Raw genomic sequence first — 16,363 nt, 5'->3', positions numbered from 1 at the left:
GCCCCGGTCAGCCCGTGCGCAGCGCCCGCTCGACCGCGCGCGCCGCGGCGACCGGGTCGCCCTGCGGGCGCGTCGGGAACGCGGTGCGGTCGCGCGAGAACCGCTCGCCGATCGCCCACCAGTCGAACCGGGAGGTGACCGTCGCCTGGTCGGCCGGCAGCGGCTTGCCGAGCTCCGCCGACAGCGCCTGCAGGTAGGCGGCCCAGCGCGGCCGGTAGTAGCCGCCGGTCATCCCCGCCCAGTCGCGGTTGGCGTAGTCGTCGATCCGCACGTTGTCGAACACGCTGCCCGCGCGCTGCGCCCAGATCGTGAGGATCGAGCGCGCGTCGAACTCGAGGTCCGCCGCCTCCGCGTCGCTCTCGGCCCACGAGCGCGCGGCCGCGATCCACGGGCCCAGGAGGAACCCGTCGCTCGTCGCCAGCAGCCGCTCCTGCAGGTCGAGCAGCTCCAGGTACGCGGCGCTCAGCCGGTCGAACGCCGCCCGGTCGCGTGCGGCGTACGCGGCGTTCAGCCGGGGGAGCAGCACGCGGGCGCGGTTGGCGAGCACCTGTCGCGTCACGTCCACGAGGTCGTAGCGGTAGGTCGCCGTCCGGGCCAGTCGCGGCGCGGCCGCCAGCAGCCGCCGCCACGCGCCCTCGAGCTCCGCCGGGTCGTACTGCAGGACGTTCGGCGCGGCGCTGCCCGACCGGACCGCGGTCAGCGACGGCCGCGCGTTCAGCAGCGAGTCCGCCCCGCCGTAGGCGCCCGACTGCCCGTTGTCGCGCCCGTACGCGGTGCGCAGGATCGTCGCCCACGCCGCCTGCGCGTCGGGGTCGTCGCGCCCGTAGCGGTTGCGCACGTGCGCGCGCATCCAGGCGCCCGCGTCCACCGGGCCCTCGCGCCACGCGAGATCGGCCAGGAACGACCACACCACCGGGTTGGTGTCGAATCCCTCCGGGGTGATCGCCACGCCCGAGAACGCGCCGCGGGCCGGGTCGGCCGCGGTCCGCGGGATCTGCTCCGCGTACTGCGTCAGCGGGCCGTACAGGGGGCGGCGGCCCCCGAAGTTCGTCAGCACGCCGCGCAGCCACGGCGCGCCGCCGTAGCCGTCGCGGTGCTTCCACGCCTCGCCGGTGAGGTCGACGACCATCAGCCTGGAGCGGTCGGCGACGTCGAGCACCGCCTGCGGCGGCGTCTCGAACAGGTCGCCGCGCTGCTCGGGGAACACGAGGCCCGGCACCGTCTTCCAGCCCTCCAGGTACCAGCGGTAGTCGGGGGACGCGTCGCGCAGCGTCCGCTCGATCGTGCGGGCCACGGCGGCCGCGCCGCCCAGCGCGATCGGCGTGGACTCCTCGTGGAAGACGTTGACCGTGCGCGAGTCGATCCGCCCGAACAGCTCGTTCTGGTGCACGTACAGCCGCGAGGCGAACGCCGCGTACCCGGGCGTGCTCGGGTCGAGCATCGGCGCCGACGGTCCCGCCAGGTAGATCTGCGGGATCGCGACCGTGCCCGGGTTGCGGACCACGTAGTCCCACGGCACGGTGCCCGCGAACCCGGGGATCACCGGGTCGATGCCGAGCTCGTGCATGCGCCGCACGATCCGCCGGCCGAGCTCCGCGCGGCGTTCCATCAGCGACATCGACGGGGCGGGACCGAACTCCATGTGGTTGCCCAGCCACTGCCACGGCTGGTGCGCGGGGAGGACGAGCCAGTCGCGCGCCTCGCGGTCGTCGTAGCCGAACTCGCGCAGCGTCCGGTAGTAGGCGAGCTCCTGGCCGACCATCACCAGCGCCGCGTTGATGCCGCTGTAGGCGAGGTGGTCGAGCTCGCGCTCCCACTCCGCCCACGACCAGTACGGGGTGGTGTAGCCGGCGACCGTGAAGTTGTTCGTGTATCGGACCCGGTACGGGCTCGTGCGGCGCAGCGGCCGGCGGGGGAGCAGCGCCCGGGACGGGACGCGTCGCGCCTCGCGCGAGAGCTCCCCGCGCAGCACGTCCTCGACGTACACGCGCACCGCGCGGACCAGCGCGACCCGCGAGCTGCCGCGCAGCAGCACCCGGCCGCGGGACGCGCGCACCGACAGCGCGTCGAGCCCGTCGGCGCGGGCCGGGGTGAGCCGCAGCGTCAGGCACGGCGCCAGCCGCGGCACCATGCGCCGGACCGCGGCACGCACCGCCGCGGTGCCCGGCCCATCCCCGGCGGCGCGCGTGGCGGTGCACGCGCGCTCGGGCGTCGCGGCCCGCGCCACGTCCGCCGTGCCCACCGTCAGCGCCACCACCAGCAGCGCGACCCGACCCCGTGATCCCCTCACTCCCCGAGTCTGCCGAAGGGCAGGAACGCGGTGCAACCCCGCCGCTCAGGGCAGCGCGCGGACCGTCCCCCGCGGGACGGCGGCGTTCAGCGGATGCATGCCGTGGCGCATCGACCACTGCACGAGGCCCGCGCGGGTGCTGACGCCGAGCTTGCCGTGCAGGCTCGCCCGGTGCGTCTCGACCGTGCGCCGGCTCAGCGACAGCTCGAGCGCGATCTCCGCGTTGGTGTGGCCGAGCACCAGCAGCCGCAGCACGTCGAGCTCGCGCGCGCTCAGCCCGTGCGCCTCGGCGTCCGGCCGCTCCGGGGTGGCGGCCAGGCGCGCCCCGAGGCTCGGGCTCAGGTAGGTGCCGCCGCGCATCGCCGTGTCGATCGCGGCGAGCAGCTCGACGCCCGCCGCCTCCTTCAGCACGTAGCCGTGCGCCCCGTCGCGCAGCGCCCGCCGCGCGTACTCGGGCTCGGCCTGCATCGTCAGCATCACGATCACCGTGTGCGGCGACGCGGCTCGCAGGTCAGACAGCCGGTCGAGGCTCGAGCCGCCCGGCATCGTCACGTCGAGCACGAGCACCGCCGGATGGTGCTGCGCCACGGCCGCGACCGCGGAGGAGGCGGTCTGGGCCTCGGCGACGACGACGATGCCGGGCTCGCCCTCCAGCAGGAGCCGCAGGCCGTCGCGCACCACCGCGTGGTCGTCGGCGAGAACGACCGTCCAGGGCGGATGGCTGGGAGAGGGCGACGACACGGCCCGAGTCTGGCGCCGCGCCACGCGGCGGTCGTCCGGGGGAACCCCGCGACCGGGGTGCGGCGAACTACGGATCGGCGCCTGCGGGCCGCACCGTCCCGTCCGAACCCCGGACGCCCGCTCCGTAGTTCCCCGCCGCAGGCCTGCGGCACCGACCGGAAGAGCGCTCGCGACCGGCGGCGCAGGATCCACGGCATGGACGCCCTCGACCTCGCCCGCTGGCAGTTCGGCATCACGACCGTCTACCACTTCCTGCTCGTGCCGATCACGATCGGCCTCAGCGGCCTCGTCGCGCTGATGCAGACCCGCTGGTACCGCACGGGGGACGAGCGCTACCTGCGCATGACGCGCTTCTGGGGCACGCTGCTGCTGATCAACTTCGCGCTCGGCGTCGCCACCGGCATCGTGCAGGAGTTCCAGTTCGGGATGGCGTGGAGCGAGTACTCGCGCTTCGTCGGGGACGTGTTCGGCGCGCCGCTGGCGATCGAGGGCCTCGCCGCGTTCTTCCTCGAGTCGACGTTCCTGGGCCTGTGGATCTTCGGCTGGGACCGCCTCCCCGCGCGCATCCACCTCGGCACGATCTGGGCGGTCTTCCTCGGCACCAACCTGTCCGCGTACTTCATCCTCGCCGCCAACGCCTGGATGCAGCGGCCCGTCGGCTCCGCGGTCAACCCGGTCAGCGGCCGCGCCGAGCTCACCTCGATCGTCGACGTGCTCACCAACCGCACGGCGCTGTTCGCCTACGGCCACACGCTCACCGCGTCGCTGGCGACCGCCGGGGCGATCCTCCTGGGCATCAGCGCCTGGCACCGCGCCCGCCGCCCCGACCACGACGCCGCGTTCTTCCGCACCTCCCTGGCCTGGGGGCTGCGCACGACGCTCGTCGCCGCGCTCGCCACGATGGTCGTCGGGCACTTCTTCGGCCAGTGGATGACCCGCGTGCAGCCGATGAAGATGGCCGCCGCCGAGGCGCTCTACGAGTCCTCGGACCGCGCCGGCCTGTCGCTGCTGGCGATCGGCGGATTCGAGAAGTCCCCCGAGGAGCTCGCGTTCAACATCGAGGTGCCGCGGCTGCTGTCGTTCATGGCGACCAACAGCTTCAGCGGGCGCGTCCAGGGCATCGACGAGCTGCAGGCGCAGTACGAGCAGCGCTACGGGCCGGGCGACTACGTGCCCGTGCTCGCCGCGACCTACTGGTCGTTCCGGATCATGATCGGCACCGGCGTCCTGCTCGCCGCCCTCGCCGCCGCCGGCCTGTGGCTCGGCCGCCGGGGCCGCGAGCCCGGACGCTGGTTCGCGCGCGCCGCGATCGCCGCGATCTTCGCGCCGCTGATCGCCAACACGGCCGGGTGGCTGTTCACCGAGATGGGCCGCCAGCCGTGGATCGTGCAGGGCCTGCTGCGCACGCAGGACGCCGTGTCGCCGCTGCCCGCCACGACCCTGCTCGCGTCGCTCGTCACCTTCACGCTGCTCTACGCGGCGCTCGCCGTGATCGAGCTGCGGCTGTTCACCCGCGTCGCCCGGCGCGGCCCCGACCCCGCCCCGCAGCCGGTCGGCGCCACCGCCGACGGCGAGGCGCTGCTGCCCGCCCTCGTCTACTGACCCCGTCCGCCGCCCCGACCCGAAAGCGCCCCGCACCATGAGCCTCGTCGACGTCTGGTTCGTCCTCATCGCCGTCCTCTGGGCCGGCTACCTGATCCTCGAGGGGTTCGACTTCGGGGTCGGCACGCTGCTGCACCTCGTCGGTCGCACGCCCGCCGAGCGCGCGCAGGCGCTGCGAACGATCGGCCCGGTCTGGGACGGCAACGAGGTCTGGCTGCTCGTCGCGGGCGGCGCGACCTTCGCCGCGTTCCCCGAGTGGTACGCGACGCTGTTCAGCGGCTACTACCTGGCGCTGACCGTGATCCTCGTCGCGCTGATCGTGCGGATCATGGCGCTCGAGTACCGCAACAAGCACGATGACCCGGCCTGGCGCCGGCGCTGGGACGCCGCGATCGTCGTGTCGAGCGCGCTGCCCGCGGTCCTGTGGGGGGTGGCGTTCGCGAACATCGTCGGCGGCAGCCCGCTCGCGGCCGACGGCTCGTTCGCCGGGAACTTCCTGGACCTCCTGCGGCCGTACACCGTCCTCGGCGGGCTGACGACCCTGTCGCTGTTCTGCCTGCACGGCGCGCACTTCCTCGCGCTGCGCACCGAGGGCCCGGTGCGGGACCGCGCCACGGCGCTCGCCACCCGGCTGTGGGCGCCGACCGTGCTCGTCGTCGCGGGCTTCGCGGTCTGGACGCTCGCCGACGCGCAGGTCGTGCGCCCGCTCGCGGTGGGCGGCACCGCGGCGGCCGCGCTCGCGCTGCTCGCCGTGCTGCCCGCGCACCGCGCCGGCCGGGAGGGTCGCGCGTTCGCGCTCACGACCGTCGCGATCGCGGGCGCCGTCGTGCTCCTCTTCGCCACCCTGTTCCCGGACGTCATGGTGTCCTCCGGGCCCGGCCCCGACCTGACGATGCAGGCGGCCGCCTCGACCGACCGCACCCTCACCGTGATGACCGTGGTCGCCGCCGTGATGACCCCGGTGGTTCTCCTCTACCAGGGCTGGACCTACTGGGTCTTCCGGGCGCGCGTGCGGCCCGAGGGCACCGGCGACGTCCGCACGCCGCTGGACCTCCTGGACCGCCGCGCGGGCGGGGTCGCGTGATGCGCCCCACGCGGACACGCCGCGGCGCCGCCGACGGGCCGCGCGAACCGTCGCTGTTCGCGGCGATCCCGGCGCTGCGCCGGCAGGCCGTCCTGGCCGGGGCGCTCGCGCTGCCGATCGCCGCGGCGATCGTCGTGCAGGCGGCCGCGCTCGCCGCCGCGGTCGACGCCGGACTCGCCGGGCGCGACTGGTCGACCGCCCGCGGCGCGATCGCCGCGCTCGTGGGCGCGGTGCTCGCCCGCGCCGCGCTCACCGCGCTCGCGGAGATCCGCGGCCGCCGCGCCGGCGGCGCCGCGATGGCCGACCTGCGCGCGCGGATCGTCGGCGCGACGCTCCGCGCCGGGGCGGCCGATCGCGGTGCGCGGCGTGCGGGCGAGCTCGGCGTGCTGCTCGTCCAGGGCGGCGACGCGGTCGAGCGCTGGGCCGGCCGGGTCCTGCCGCAGATGGCGCTGGCCGTCACCGTCCCGGGCGTCGCGCTGACCGCGATCGCGGTGCTCGACCCGCTGAGCGCTGCGCTGCTCGCCCCGACGCTGCCGCTGCTGATCCTCTTCCTCGTCCTCGCGGGCGGTGACGCGCGCCGCGTCGCGCAGGAGCGATCGGCCGCCCTGTCCCTCCTCGGCGCCCACCTGCTCGACGTCGTCCGCGGCCTGCCGTTGCTGCGCAGCGTCGGACGCGAGCACGTCCAGTCCGAGCAGCTCGACCGGGCCGGCCGTGCGTACCGCACGGCGACGATGCAGACGCTGCGCAGCGCGTTCGTCAGCAGCTTCGCGCTCGAGTTCGTCGCGATGCTCGGCACCGCCCTGGTCGCGGTCGTCGCGGGGGTGCGCCTGGTCGACGGCAGCCTCGCGTTCGCGCCCGCGCTGACCGTCCTGCTGCTCGCCCCGGAGATCTACGGGCCGCTGCGCCGCGCCGGCGTCGAGTACCACGCGGCCGCCGACGCCCGCGCGACACTGACGCGGCTGCTCGCCGTCCTCGGCACGACGGGGGAGGAACGCCCGCCCGGCCGTGCCGTCCCCGGGCACGCCGAGCGGGCCGTCGTGCGCGTCGAGGGCGCGGTCGTGCGGCCCGACGGGGCGGACCGCGACGTCCTGCGTGGCCTGGACCTCGAGCTGCGCCGTGGCGAGATCGCCGCCGTCGTCGGGCCCAGCGGCAGCGGCAAGTCGACGCTGCTGCGCGTCCTGCTGGGCCTGCAGCCGCTGCACGCCGGGCGGGTGCGCTGCGGGCCGACCGACCTGCAGGACCTCGACCCGGACGCCTGGCGGGCCGGGATCGCCTGGATGCCCCAGCGGCCCGCCGTGCTGCCCGCGACGCTCGCCGAGAACCTGCGGCTCGCCCGCGGCGACGCCGACGACGCCGCCCTGTGGGGTGCCCTGCGCGACGCGGGGCTCGCCACGTGGGCACACGCCCTGCCCGGCGGGCTCGACGCGCGCCTGGGGGAGGGCGGGGTGGCGGTGAGCGCCGGGGAGCGCCGCCGGCTCGCGCTCGCCCGGGTCGCCCTGCGCGACCCGTGGCTCGTGCTCGCCGACGAGCCGACCGCGAACCTCGACCTCGTGACGGCCGCGCTCGTCCGCGACACCCTCGCCCGCATCGTCGAGGGCCGCACCGCCGTGCTCGTCACGCACGAGCCGCAGCTGCTCCCGATCGCGACCGTCACGGTCCGGCTCGACGCCGGGCGCGTCGCCTCCCGCGCGCGGGCGGTGGCCGCATGACCGCGCGCGGCTGGTGGCGCGACGCCAACCGCGACGACCGGCGCCGGCTCGCGCTCGCCGTCCTGCTCGGGACGGCGGCGACGCTCGCGACCCCCGCGCTGCTCGCGCTGTCCGGCTTCCTGCTCGCCCGCGCCGCGCAGGCCCCGCCGATCCTGACGCTCGGCGCGGCGATCGTCGGCGTGCGGTTCTTCGGCCTCCTGCGCGCGGCGGCCCGCTACGCCGAGCGGCTCGTCGGGCACGACCTCGCGCTCGGACGGCTGGGCCGCGAGCGGGTCGCGCTGTTCGAGGCGCTGACGCCGCACGTGCCCGGCCGGCTCGGCACGCGCACGTCCGCCGACGTCCTCGACGGGCTCGTCGCCGACGTCGACCGGCTGGCGGACCTGCCCGTCCGCGTCGTCGTGCCCGCCTGCTCGATCGCCCTCGCGGCCGGGGCGTGCGTCCTGGCCGCGACGCTCCTGCTGCCGGCGGCGGGGCCCGTGCTCGCCGTCGCCCTCGGCCTCCAGGCGCTCCTGCTCGCCGTCCCCGCCCGGCGCGCCGCGGCGCTCGACGCCGACGCGCGGGCCGCCGCGCGCGCCGCGCTGCAGCAGGAGCTCGTCACGACGCTCGACGCGTCGGCGGAGCTCGTCGCCTGGGGGGCCGCCGGGCGGCAGACGACCCGGGTCGCCGCCGCGGGCGCACGGGTCGACGCGCTCGCCGGCCGGGCCGCGCGCCTGGCGTCCGGGGGGACCGCCACGACCATCGCCGCGGGCGCCTGGACCCTCGCGGCGCTGCTGGCCGTCGCGCTGCCCGCCGCGGCCGACGGCCGCCTCGACGGCGTCCTCGTCGCGGCGCTCGCGCTCCTCGGACTCGGTGCCACCGAGGTGCTCGGCGGCCTGCCCGACGTCCTCGTCGCCCGCCGCGAGGTGGCGACCGCCGCGCAGCGACTCGCCGCACTGGTCCCCGACGCGCCACCACGGACGGGCGACGAGCACCCCGCCGACGGGAGCGTCCACGTCCGCGACCTGCGGCTCTCCCGCGGCGGCCGGACGATCCTCGACGGCGTCGACCTCGACGTCGCCGCCGGCGAGCGCGTCGCGCTCACGGGGCCGTCCGGGTGCGGCAAGTCGACGCTCGTCGACGTGCTCCTCGGCTTCGTCGACCCCGACCCCGCGAGTGGTGCCGTGACGGTCGGTGGGGCGGACGTCAGCCGTGCCGACGGCGCCGCGCTGCGACGCACGGTCCGCTGGGCGCCGCAGGACCCGCACGTCTTCCCGACGACGATCGCCGCGAACGTCCGCGTCGCGGCCCCCGACGCCGACGACGCCACCGTCGAGGCCGCGCTGCGCGCCGTCGGCGCGGGACCGTGGCTCGACCGGCTGCCGCGCGGCATCCACACGCGCCTGGGCGAGCTCGGCGAGCACGCCTCCGGCGGCGAGCGCCAGCGGATCGGCCTCGCGCGCGCCCTGCTCGGCGGCGGCCGCCTGGTCGTCCTCGACGAGCCCGCCAGCCAGCTCCCGCGGGCGGACGCGCTCGCCGCGCTCACCGCCGTCGCCGACGCCGACCCCACCCGCGGCGTCCTCCTCGTCACCCACCGCCCCGAGGAGCTCGCGCTCGCCGACCGCGAGGTGCACCTGACCCCGGGCGGCTGACCCGCCGCCGGGGTAGCCTGCCCGCGATGCCCACGCGCAGCCCCGACGCCCGCGCGGCCGCGCTCGGCCGGCTCCTGGAGGTCGGCCGGTCGCTGACCGCCGAGCTCGAGCTCGAGCCGCTGCTCGAGCGGATCCTCGCGACCGCGCGCGAGCTGACCGGGGCGCGCTACGCGGCGATCGGCGTCCTGGACGAGGACCGCCGCGCGCTCGCGCGCTTCGTCACCGCCGGGGTCGGCGCCGAGACGCAGGCGGCGATCGGGCACCTCCCGCGCGGACAGGGGATCCTCGGCCTGCTGATCGACCGGCCGGAGCCGCTGCGCCTCGCCGACGTGTCCGCGCACCCGCGGAGCTTCGGCTTCCCCGCCGGCCACCCGCCCATGCGCGCGTTCCTCGGCGTGCCGATCCTCATCCGCGGCGAGGCGTGGGGCAACCTCTACCTGACCGAGAAGACCGGGGCCGACGACTTCGACGAGGACGACGTCGAGGCGGTCGTCGTCCTCGCCGAGTGGGCCGCGGTCGCGGTCCACAACGCCAAGCTCTACGGGGAGGCGGCCGAGCAGCGCGCCTCGCTGCAGGCCGCGGTCGGCCGCCTGGAGGCGACGATCGACGTCGCGCTCGCGCTCGGCGGCGAGACCGACCTCGAGGCGCTGCTGGAGCTGATCGCCCGGCGCGCCCGCGCGCTCGTCGACGCGGACGCGCTGCTGATCTGGCTGCAGGACGGGCCCGACCTGCGGATCGCCGCCAGCGACGGCAGCGCCCGCGTCCCGCCGGACGCGGCGATCCCCCTGGAGGGCTCCACCTCCGGCCAGGTCATCCGCGACGGGCGGCCCGTGCGCATCGACGACGTGCGCACCGGGCTGCGCGTGAGCCCCGCCGCGTTCGGGATGGCCGACGCGCGCAGCGCGCTGCTCGTGCCGCTCGTGCACCGCGGCCGGTCGTTCGGGCTGCTCGCCGCGTTCGACCGGCTGGGGGACACGGCGACGTTCGCCCGCGACGACGAGCGCGCCCTGCAGTCGTTCGCGGCGAGCGCGGCGAGCGCGGTCGCGACCGCCCGCAGCGTCGAGGCGCAGCGCCTGCGCGACACCATCGCCGGGGCCGAGCGCGAGCGCGCGCGGTGGGCGCGCGAGCTGCACGACGAGACGCTGCAGGGGATGGCGTCGCTCAAGCTCGCGCTGACCGCCGCGTCCCGCACCGAGGGGGAGCGCTCGCGCGAGGTCCTGGCGCTCGCCATGGACCGCCTCGACGGGGACATCGCGGCGCTGCGCGCGATCATCAGCGACCTGCGGCCCGCCGCCTTGGACGAGCTCGGCCTCGTCGCCGCGCTGCGGACGCTGCTGGACCGCACCGCCGCCGACCACGGCCTCGCGGTCGCGCTCACCGAGTCGCTGGGGGAGGCGCGCATCGAGCCCGAGATCGAGACCGTCGCCTACCGCATCGCGCAGGAGGCGCTCAGCAACGTCGCCAAGCACGCGCGCGCCGCGCACGTGACGCTCGGCATCGACCGCGTCGACGGCCGGCTCGTCGTCACCGTCGGCGACGACGGCGTGGGCGGCGTCGCCGAGCGGCCCGGCGGCTTCGGCCTGGCGGGCATGCGCGAGCGGGCCGCCCTGGCGGGCGGCGCGGTGCGGATCCGCTCCGGGGCGGCCGGCACGACCGTGACCGCCACGCTGCCACTGGACTGAGCGCCCGGCGCCCGCAGGGGGTCAAGCCCGGCGCCGCTCGCGCCGATGCGCCACGTACGGACCCCGTCCGCTCGTGCCATGCCGGACCTCCCCGCGACCCTCCCGTCACCGTCCCCTGCCGACCCGCCGTCCGCCCGGGCGCGGCTGCGGGCGGGCCTGCCGACCGGGTCCTCGCTGCCGCCGCAGGAGTTCGCGCGCCGCCACCGGCTGCTGCTCGCCCTGCTGTGGCTGCACGTGCCCGCCCTGCTCACGCTCGGCCTCGTGCAGGGCGTCGGCCTCGCGCACGCGACGGTCGAGGCGCTCGTCGTCGCCGTGCCCGCGGTGCTCGCGACCTGGGTGCTCACCGCCCGCAAGCCCGCGGCCGCGCTCGTCGCGCTCGGCCTGATCAGCGCGTCCGCGGTGACCGTGCACCTGTCGGGCGGCTACATCGAGGCGCACTTCCACTTCTTCGTGATGATCGTCGCGCTGACGCTCTACGAGGACTGGCTGACCTTCGGGATCGCCGCCGGCTACGTGCTGCTGCACCACGGCCTGATGGGCGGCCTCGCGCCCGAGACGGTCTACAACCACCCCGGCGCCGTCGAGCACCCGTGGCGCTGGGCGGCCGTGCACGCCGGGGCGGTCGCCGCCGCCGGCGGGTTCGCGATCGTCGCCTGGCGGCAGAGCGAGGAGGCCCGGCTGCGCCAGCGTCAGGCGCTGCACCGCGCGCTCGTCGCCGAGGAGCGCGCCCGCGCCGCCGCCGCCGACCTCGCCCGCTCCAACGAGGACCTCCAGCGGTTCGCCTACGTGGCCTCGCACGACCTGTCCGAGCCGCTGCGGACCGTCTCCTCGTTCCTCGGGCTGCTCGAGCGCCGCCACGGCGACCGCCTGGACGACGAGGCCCGCGAGTTCGTCCACTGGGCGGTCGACGGCTCCGCGCGGATGCAGCGGATGATCGACGACCTGCTCGAGTTCTCCCGGGCCGGACGCGAGGAGCCGCAGCTCGCGCCCGTCGACCCGGCCGCGCTCACGCACGAGGTGCTCGGGGGGCTGCAGGCCCGGCTCGACGGCACCCGGTCACGGATCGAGGTCGCCGGGATGCCCGCCGTGCTCGCCGACCGCGGCCAGCTCGCGCTCGTGCTGCAGAACCTGCTCGCCAACGCCGTGAAGTTCGCCGACCCGCAGCGGCGGCTCGTCGTCCGCGTCGAGGGCCACCGGCGCGGCGACCGCGTCGAGCTCGCCGTCCAGGACAACGGCGTCGGCATCCCGGCAGAGCACCGCGAGTCCGTGTTCGAGACCTTCGGCCGCCTGCACGGCCGCGAGATCGACGGGTCCGGCATCGGCCTGTCGGTCTGCCGGCGGATCGTCGAGCGCCACGGCGGCCGGATCTGGATCGAGGACCCCGCGACCGGTCCCGGCACCCGCTTCGTGCTCACGCTCGCCGCGGCGCCGGACGCACCTCCCGGCGCGCTCAGCGCAGCGGACGCCACACGAGCGTCCGCTCCCGGAGGTCCACCAGCAGCCACGACGGCCGCGACCCCGTGAGCGCCCCCGGGCACGCGAGGAGCCGCTCCTCGCCGGCCCGGACCACGCCGCGCGTCGCGAGCTTCCGCGCGTGCGGCGCGGTGTCGGTCGCGGCCCACAGCCGCCGCGTGTGCGTGTGCCCGTGCAGCGCCAGCCAGCCCGGCGCGGCGCGCAGCAGCCGGCCCGCCTGCAGCGGCGTCGTCACGAACTCCAGGTAGGGGTCGTCGAGGCTGCCGTGCACGAGGCCGACCCCGTGACGCTCCTCCACCGCCGACCAGTCCTGCACCGCCGCCGCGGTCGCCGCGTCGAACAGGCCCCGCTGGAGCGCCCACAGCTCGTGGTTGCCCGCCAGCACGAGGTCGCAGAGGTCGGTGGCCCGCGCGACCGCCTCGGCGAGGACGGCGGGCGGCGCGCCGAGCAGCGCGTCGACGACGTCGCCCAGGCACCACAGCTCGTCGGCACCCTCCTCGCGCGCGAGCGCCGCGACCCGCGCCAGGCGCGTCACGTGCAGATGGACGTCTGCGCACACGGCGACCAGCACGGCCGCCGACCCTACCCGTCCGGTCGCGCCGGATAGGCTCGCGCCGGTCGCCGCACCCCAGCAGGAGGAGACCTCGTGGGACAGCGCAGGACCCGGCACGCGCTCGCCGTGCTCACCGCCGCCGTCACCGTCGGCGCGGCCGCCGTGCCCGCCGCCGCGCACCTGCCCGGGCGCGCCCTGCCCGCGATCGAGGGACCGACGCTGCCGGCCAACGACCTCGAGGCGCTGCTGTCGCTCACCGGCGGGCAGATCGTGCAGTCCTTCGGCGTGGCCACCCGGGCGCCGGAGCCGCCGCTGCGGCCCGTCCCGCGCGCCGACTGCGGTCCCGGATCCCGGCCCCTGCAGGGCGAGATCCAGGGCCGGGTCTCCCGCGCCGACCTCGACGCCCCCGAAGCCGCCCGCGGCTACACCTGCAACGTCAGCCCGCTCGGCCGCTACCCGACGGCCGGCGGCTTCCGCACCTGGCGCTACGTCGACCCGGCCGGGCACGAGTGCGCCTTCTACGACACGTCGCTGCCCGCGCCCGCCAACGTCGTCTCGGTGGCCGCCGGCCCGACCCCGGGCGTCGTCGTGCTCGACATGAGCGACCCGCGGCAGCCGAAGCGCACCGCGCTGCTCACCACGCTCGCGATGCTCGCCCCGCACGAGTCGCTGAACCTCAACGCGCGGCGCGGCCTGCTCGCCGCGGTCGTCGGCAACGGCCTCACGCTCCCCGGGTCGATGGCGATCTACGACGTCGCCACCGACTGCCGCCGGCCGCGGCTGCTGGCCGAGATGCCGACCGCGTACGGGCACGAGAGCGGCTTCGCCCCGGACGGCAACACGTTCTGGATCGCGGGCGGCGGCGGCGAGGTCATCGCGGTCGACGTGCGCGACCCGCGCGTCCCGCGGACGGTCTGGCGTGGCGTCCTGTACTCGCACGGGCTGAACCTCTCCGACGACGGCCGCACGCTCTTCCACACCGACCCGATCAACGGCAACCTCGGGATCCTCGACGTGTCCGAGGTCCAGGACCGCCGGCCGGACCCGACCGTCCGCCAGCTCAGCCGCATCACCTGGGACACCGTGTCGGTCCCGCAGAACACGGTGCCGCTGACGATCCGCGGCCGCCGGTACCTGCTCGAGTTCGACGAGTTCGCGTTCCGCTTCAACCCGCCGACCGTCGCGAACCGGGCCGGCGCGGCGCGGCTGATCGACATCGAGGACCCGCGCGCGCCGCGCGTCACCTCGAACCTGCGGCTGGAGGCGAACATGCCCGAGACCCGCGCGAAGCTCCTCGCCGACCCCGTCGCGCTGCCGCTCGCGTTCGGCTACGCCGCGCACTACTGCGCCGCGCCGCGCGAGGTCGACCCGGTGATCGTGGCCTGCTCGTTCATCAACTCGGGACTGCGCGTGTTCGACGTCCGCGACCCGGAGAACCCGCGCGAGGTCGCCTACTACGTGGCGCCCGAGGGCGGGGAGGGGCTCGCCGCGACGACGCCCGGCAACCTCGCACTCAGCCAGCCCGCGTTCGATCCCGTCCGGCGGGAGGTCTGGTACACCGACGCGACCTCCGGCTTCCACGCCCTGCGCCTGGACGAGCGCGCCTGGCCCGCCGACCCGCCGCCCGCCCGCTGCGTCTCGCAGCGGACCGTGACGATCACGCTGCCGCGCCACTACGCCTCGGCGCGCGTGACCTACCTCGGTCGCCGCGCGCGCGTCACGCGCACGCGCGGGCGGCTTCGCGCGCGGATCGACCTGCGCGGCCAGCCCGTCCGCACCGTGACGGTGCGGGTCACCGGTCGCTCGAAGGCGGGCACCGCGGTGCGGCAGACGCGGCGGTTCCTCACCTGCCGCGGCCGCGGCTGAGCGGCCGGCTCAGCGGCGGCGCGGCACGCGCGGACGGTCGAGCTCGGCGAGCCCGAAGTAGGTCATCGTGTCGAGCGGGTCGAGCCGCAGGACGTGCAGGATGCCCAGCACGCCCAGGAAGGTGAGGTTGATGCCCAGCAGCACCAGCAGCAGCGCGGTTATGAACACCGCTGCAGGTTCGGCGCGCGCCGCCCGGCTCCTTCCGCGAGCGCCCGTCCTCACGGGCCGAGGTGGCCGGTCTGCTTGGGTAGAGGGATGCTCAGCGTCAACGCCTACGGGGCGCACGCGGCCGACGAGCCGCTCGTCCCGCTCACCATCGACCGTCGCGACGTCGGCCCTAAGGACGTCCTCATCGACATCCGCTACTGCGGCATCTGCCACTCCGACATCCACCACACGCGCGGCGAGTGGGGCCCCGCGCCCCGGCCCGCCGTGCCGGGCCACGAGATCGCCGGCGTCGTCGCCGCGGTCGGCGCGGAGGTGACGAAGTACGCGGCGGGCGACCGGGTCGGCGTCGGCTGCATGGTCAACTCCTGTCGCGTCTGCGAGTACTGCGAGCGCGGTGACGAGCAGTACTGCGTCGAGGGCAACATCCAGACCTACGGCTCCACGGACCGCGACGGCACCGTCACCCGCGGCGGCTACTCGCAGAAGGTCGTCGTTGACGAGGACTTCGTCGTGCGCATCCCCGACGGCCTCGAGCTCGATGTCGCCGCGCCGCTGCTGTGCGCCGGGATCACGACGTACTCGCCGCTGCGCCACTGGGGCGCCGGCCCCGGCTCGCAGGTCGCGGTCGTGGGCATGGGCGGCCTCGGCCACCTGGCGGTGAAGATCGCGGTCGCGATGGGCGCCCACGTGACCGTGCTGTCGCAGACGCTCAGCAAGCAGGAGGACGGTAAGCGCCTGGGCGCGGAGGCGTACTACGCCACGAGCGACCGCGCGACGTTCAAGGAGCTGCGCAACCGCTTCGACCTGATCATCAACACGGTCAGCGCGAAGGTCGACCTGACCGCGTTCATCAACCTGCTGAAGACCGACGGGGCGATGATCAACGTCGGCGCGCCGCCGGAGCCGATGCCGGTCGCCGTGTTCCCGCTGCTGCTGCAGCGCCGCACGTTCGCGGGCTCCTGCATCGGCGGGATCGCCGAGACCCAGGAGATGCTCGACTTCTGCGCCGAGCACGGCATCGCCGCGGAGATCGAGACGATCGGCGCCGAGCAGATCAACGATGCCTGGGAGCGCGTGATGAAGTCCGACGTGCGCTACCGGTTCGTGATCGACACGACCACCCTCTGACGTACCGCTGACCGTGCCGAGCACCGCTGCCGACCTCACCGACGACGCGCTCGCGTTCCTCGCCGAACGCCACCTGTGCACCTGCACGACGCTGCGCGCCGACGGGACGCCCCACGCGACCCCGACGGGGTTCACGTGGGATCCGGCGGCGGGGCTCGCGCGCGTCATCTGCAGCGGCACGAGCCAGAAGGCCCGCAACGTGCGGGCCACCGGGCGCGTGGCGCTGTGCTCGGTCGACGGGCGCCGCTGGCTGACCCTCGAGGGTCCGGCGGTCGTCCGCGAGGACCCGGACTCGGTGGCCGACGCGGAGGCGCGCTACGCCGCCCGCTATCAGCAGCCGCGCGAGAACCCGCGGCGCGTCGTCATCGAGGTCGCGGTCGACCGCGTGCTCGGCTGGCAGGCGTTCCGCGCCGACCGCTGACGCGCCGCGCCCCCGGTC

The 16,363-nt window shown here is 76.2% G+C and carries 13 protein-coding genes; 9 read left to right on the top strand and 4 right to left on the bottom strand.

Going from position 1 to position 16,363, the window contains the following annotated elements; translation table 11 throughout:
• Window positions 1-7 precede the first annotated feature (7 nt).
• Window positions 8-2,290, bottom strand: a complete 2,283-nt coding sequence (locus tag GKE82_RS04745; protein WP_154732486.1) for an alpha-N-acetylglucosaminidase TIM-barrel domain-containing protein — start codon at window positions 2,288-2,290, stop codon at window positions 8-10.
• Between the two features lie 45 nt (window positions 2,291-2,335).
• The gene (locus tag GKE82_RS04740; RefSeq protein ID WP_309233417.1) at window positions 2,336-3,031 is read right to left on the bottom strand and encodes a response regulator transcription factor; all 696 of its coding nucleotides are present in this window, start codon (window positions 3,029-3,031) and stop codon (window positions 2,336-2,338) included.
• 195 nt (window positions 3,032-3,226) lie between these two features.
• Between GKE82_RS04740 and GKE82_RS04735 the strand changes: the two genes are divergently transcribed.
• From GKE82_RS04735 to GKE82_RS04710, 6 genes are all read left to right on the top strand, one after another.
• Window positions 3,227-4,633 (top strand): cytochrome ubiquinol oxidase subunit I, encoded by a 1,407-nt coding sequence (locus tag GKE82_RS04735; RefSeq protein WP_154732485.1) that lies wholly within the window; start codon window positions 3,227-3,229, stop codon window positions 4,631-4,633.
• Between the two features lie 37 nt (window positions 4,634-4,670).
• Entirely contained in the window at window positions 4,671-5,717 is a 1,047-nt protein-coding gene (cydB, locus tag GKE82_RS04730) for a cytochrome d ubiquinol oxidase subunit II (protein WP_154732484.1), read from the top strand.
• Window positions 5,717-7,426, top strand: a complete 1,710-nt coding sequence (gene cydD / locus GKE82_RS04725) for a thiol reductant ABC exporter subunit CydD (RefSeq protein WP_154732483.1) — start codon at window positions 5,717-5,719, stop codon at window positions 7,424-7,426. The genes cydB and cydD overlap by 1 nt, the downstream gene beginning before the upstream one ends.
• Window positions 7,423-9,054, top strand: a complete 1,632-nt coding sequence (cydC, locus tag GKE82_RS04720) for a thiol reductant ABC exporter subunit CydC (protein ID WP_154732482.1) — start codon at window positions 7,423-7,425, stop codon at window positions 9,052-9,054. Before cydD ends, cydC begins: the two co-directional genes overlap by 4 nt.
• A gap of 26 nt (window positions 9,055-9,080) precedes the next feature.
• Complete coding sequence (locus GKE82_RS04715) at window positions 9,081-10,736, top strand: GAF domain-containing sensor histidine kinase (RefSeq protein ID WP_154732481.1); 1,656 nt, start codon at window positions 9,081-9,083, stop codon at window positions 10,734-10,736.
• 78 nt (window positions 10,737-10,814) lie between these two features.
• Entirely contained in the window at window positions 10,815-12,260 is a 1,446-nt protein-coding gene (locus GKE82_RS04710) for an ATP-binding protein (RefSeq protein ID WP_154732480.1), read from the top strand.
• Here the strand turns inward: GKE82_RS04710 and GKE82_RS04705 are convergent.
• Complete coding sequence (locus GKE82_RS04705) at window positions 12,187-12,780, bottom strand: metallophosphoesterase (RefSeq protein ID WP_196189057.1); 594 nt, start codon at window positions 12,778-12,780, stop codon at window positions 12,187-12,189. The two genes, GKE82_RS04710 and GKE82_RS04705, sit on opposite strands and share 74 nt — an antisense overlap.
• A 75-nt stretch (window positions 12,781-12,855) precedes the next feature.
• Here GKE82_RS04705 and GKE82_RS04700 point away from each other — a divergent pair, with 75 nt between their 5' ends.
• On the top strand, window positions 12,856-14,628 hold the full coding sequence (locus GKE82_RS04700; RefSeq protein WP_154732478.1) for an LVIVD repeat-containing protein: 1,773 nt from the start codon (window positions 12,856-12,858) through the stop codon (window positions 14,626-14,628).
• Window positions 14,629-14,637: 9 nt separating this feature from the next.
• On the opposite strand, the gene GKE82_RS04695 is transcribed toward GKE82_RS04700, so the two are convergent.
• Complete coding sequence (locus GKE82_RS04695) at window positions 14,638-14,796, bottom strand: hypothetical protein (protein WP_154732477.1); 159 nt, start codon at window positions 14,794-14,796, stop codon at window positions 14,638-14,640.
• Between the two features lie 87 nt (window positions 14,797-14,883).
• Here GKE82_RS04695 and GKE82_RS04690 point away from each other — a divergent pair, with 87 nt between their 5' ends.
• Both GKE82_RS04690 and GKE82_RS04685 read left to right on the top strand, forming a co-directional pair.
• Window positions 14,884-15,924, top strand: coding sequence for an NAD(P)-dependent alcohol dehydrogenase (locus GKE82_RS04690; RefSeq protein WP_154732476.1), 1,041 nt, complete (start codon window positions 14,884-14,886; stop codon window positions 15,922-15,924).
• Between the two features lie 13 nt (window positions 15,925-15,937).
• Entirely contained in the window at window positions 15,938-16,345 is a 408-nt protein-coding gene (locus tag GKE82_RS04685) for a PPOX class F420-dependent oxidoreductase (protein WP_309233416.1), read from the top strand.
• The last annotated feature ends 18 nt before the right edge of the window (window positions 16,346-16,363 follow it).

Origin of the sequence: Conexibacter sp. W3-3-2 (genome assembly GCF_009707605.1) — a bacterium.
Lineage (GTDB): Bacteria > Actinomycetota > Thermoleophilia > Solirubrobacterales > Solirubrobacteraceae > Paraconexibacter > Paraconexibacter algicola.
Note: the sequence above shows the minus strand (reverse complement) of the source record. Positions and strands in the feature narration are given on the sequence as shown.

Bases quoted from the DNA above. Each gene is read 5' to 3' on its own strand.
- cydB (WP_154732484.1), top strand. From the start codon at position 4,671: ATGAGCCTCGTCGACGTCTGGTTCGTCCTCATCGCCGTCCTCTGGGCC.
- GKE82_RS04710 (WP_154732480.1), top strand. From the start codon at position 10,815: ATGCCGGACCTCCCCGCGACCCTCCCGTCACCGTCCCCTGCCGACCCG.
- cydD (WP_154732483.1), top strand. From the start codon at position 5,717: ATGCGCCCCACGCGGACACGCCGCGGCGCCGCCGACGGGCCGCGCGAA.
- cydC (WP_154732482.1), top strand. From the start codon at position 7,423: ATGACCGCGCGCGGCTGGTGGCGCGACGCCAACCGCGACGACCGGCGC.
- GKE82_RS04735 (WP_154732485.1), top strand. From the start codon at position 3,227: ATGGACGCCCTCGACCTCGCCCGCTGGCAGTTCGGCATCACGACCGTC.
- GKE82_RS04715 (WP_154732481.1), top strand. From the start codon at position 9,081: ATGCCCACGCGCAGCCCCGACGCCCGCGCGGCCGCGCTCGGCCGGCTC.
- GKE82_RS04690 (WP_154732476.1), top strand. From the start codon at position 14,884: ATGCTCAGCGTCAACGCCTACGGGGCGCACGCGGCCGACGAGCCGCTC.